The 2500-nt window shown below is 51.0% G+C and carries 1 tRNA gene and 2 rRNA genes (1 of these 3 cut by a window edge); all 3 read right to left on the bottom strand.

The features are described from left to right. A 23S ribosomal RNA gene (locus NML69_RS09845) occupies positions 1 to 918 on the bottom strand (it extends 1984 nt beyond the left edge of the window). A gap of 122 nt (positions 919 to 1040) precedes the next feature. After that, a tRNA-Ala gene (locus NML69_RS09840) sits at positions 1041 to 1113 on the bottom strand. 51 nt (positions 1114 to 1164) lie between these two features. Further along, positions 1165 to 2500 (bottom strand): 16S ribosomal RNA (locus NML69_RS09835); the annotation flags it as partial.

Below are 2500 nucleotides of genomic sequence, written 5' to 3'. Positions count from 1 at the left end.
GGACCCCTCACCCAAACAGTGCTCTACCTCCAAGAATCTTTATGTCGACGCTAGCCCTAAAGCTATTTCGGAGAGAACCAGCTATCTCCAAGTTCGTTTGGAATTTCTCCGCTACCCACAAGTCATCCAAGCACTTTTCAACGTGCCCTGGTTCGGTCCTCCAGTGCGTCTTACCGCACCTTCAACCTGCTCATGGGTAGGTCACATGGTTTCGGGTCTACGACATGATACTAATGCGCCCTATTCAGACTCGGTTTCCCTGCGGCTCCGTCTCTTCAACTTAACCTCGCATCATATCGTAACTCGCCGGTTCATTCTACAAAAGGCACGCTCTCACCCATTAACGGGCTCGAACTTGTTGTAGGCACACGGTTTCAGGTTCTATTTCACTCCCCTCCCGGGGTGCTTTTCACCTTTCCCTCACGGTACTGGTTCACTATCGGTCACTAGGGAGTATTTAGGGTTGGGAGATGGTCCTCCCAGATTCCGACGGGATTTCTCGTGTCCCGCCGTACTCAGGATACTGCTAGGTACAAAGACTATTTTAAATACGAGGCTGTTACTCTCTTTGGCTGATCTTCCCAAATCATTCTTCTATAATCTTTGAGTCCACATTGCAGTCCTACAACCCCGAAGAGTAAACTCTTCGGTTTGCCCTCCTGCCGTTTCGCTCGCCGCTACTAAGGCAATCGCTTTTGCTTTCTCTTCCTGCAGCTACTTAGATGTTTCAGTTCACTGCGTCTTCCTCCTCACATCCTTAACAGATGTGGGTAACAGGTAGTACCTGTTGGGTTCCCCCATTCGGAAATCCCTGGATCATCGCTTACTTACAGCTACCCAAGGCATATCGTCGTTTGTCACGTCCTTCTTCGGCTCCTAGTGCCAAGGCATCCACCGTGCGCCCTTATTAACTTAACCTTATTTTCTGACCTTTCAGTCATAAACTCTTTTAATACTACAGCGTTTCGGTTTATTTTCTTGTTACTATTTGATATAGATATTCAATTTTCAATGTGCATTACTTGGTGATCTCTCACCAATGGAGCCTAGCGGGATCGAACCGCTGACCTCCTGCGTGCAAAGCAGGCGCTCTCCCAGCTGAGCTAAGGCCCCACAAGACCTCTCAAGACTAAACAAGACCAATGTGCAGTTCCTTATCCTTAGAAAGGAGGTGATCCAGCCGCACCTTCCGATACGGCTACCTTGTTACGACTTCACCCCAATCATCTATCCCACCTTAGGCGGCTGGCTCCTAAAAGGTTACCTCACCGACTTCGGGTGTTACAAACTCTCGTGGTGTGACGGGCGGTGTGTACAAGGCCCGGGAACGTATTCACCGCGGCGTGCTGATCCGCGATTACTAGCGATTCCGACTTCATGTAGGCGAGTTGCAGCCTACAATCCGAACTGAGACTGGCTTTAAGAGATTAGCTTGCCGTCACCGGCTTGCGACTCGTTGTACCAGCCATTGTAGCACGTGTGTAGCCCAGGTCATAAGGGGCATGATGATTTGACGTCATCCCCACCTTCCTCCGGTTTATTACCGGCAGTCTCGCTAGAGTGCCCAACTGAATGATGGCAACTAACAATAGGGGTTGCGCTCGTTGCGGGACTTAACCCAACATCTCACGACACGAGCTGACGACAACCATGCACCACCTGTCACCTCTGTCCCGAAGGAAAACTCTATCTCTAGAGCGATCAGAGGGATGTCAAGACCTGGTAAGGTTCTTCGCGTTGCTTCGAATTAAACCACATGCTCCACCGCTTGTGCGGGCCCCCGTCAATTCCTTTGAGTTTCAACCTTGCGGTCGTACTCCCCAGGCGGAGTGCTTAATGCGTTAGCTGCGGCACTAAACCCCGGAAAGGGTCTAACACCTAGCACTCATCGTTTACGGCGTGGACTACCAGGGTATCTAATCCTGTTTGCTCCCCACGCTTTCGAGCCTCAGCGTCAGTTACAAGCCAGAGAGCCGCTTTCGCCACCGGTGTTCCTCCATATATCTACGCATTTCACCGCTACACATGGAATTCCACTCTCCCCTCTTGCACTCAAGTTAAACAGTTTCCAAAGCGTACTATGGTTAAGCCACAGCCTTTAACTTCAGACTTATCTAACCGCCTGCGCTCGCTTTACGCCCAATAAATCCGGACAACGCTCGGGACCTACGTATTACCGCGGCTGCTGGCACGTAGTTAGCCGTCCCTTTCTGGTAAGATACCGTCACAGTGTGAACTTTCCACTCTCACACTCGTTCTTCTCTTACAACAGAGCTTTACGATCCGAAAACCTTCTTCACTCACGCGGCGTTGCTCGGTCAGACTTCCGTCCATTGCCGAAGATTCCCTACTGCTGCCTCCCGTAGGAGTCTGGGCCGTGTCTCAGTCCCAGTGTGGCCGATCACCCTCTCAGGTCGGCTATGTATCGTTGCCTTGGTGAGCCGTTACCTCACCAACTAGCTAATACAACGCAGGTCCATCTGGTAGTGATGCAATTGCA

This window comes from Streptococcus sp. CF8-6, from assembly GCF_024295845.1.
GTDB classification, from domain to species: Bacteria; Bacillota; Bacilli; order Lactobacillales; family Streptococcaceae; genus Streptococcus; species Streptococcus oralis_BO.
The sequence above is the reverse complement of the archived record's forward strand: the minus strand, read 5'-3'. Positions and strand labels throughout refer to the sequence as shown.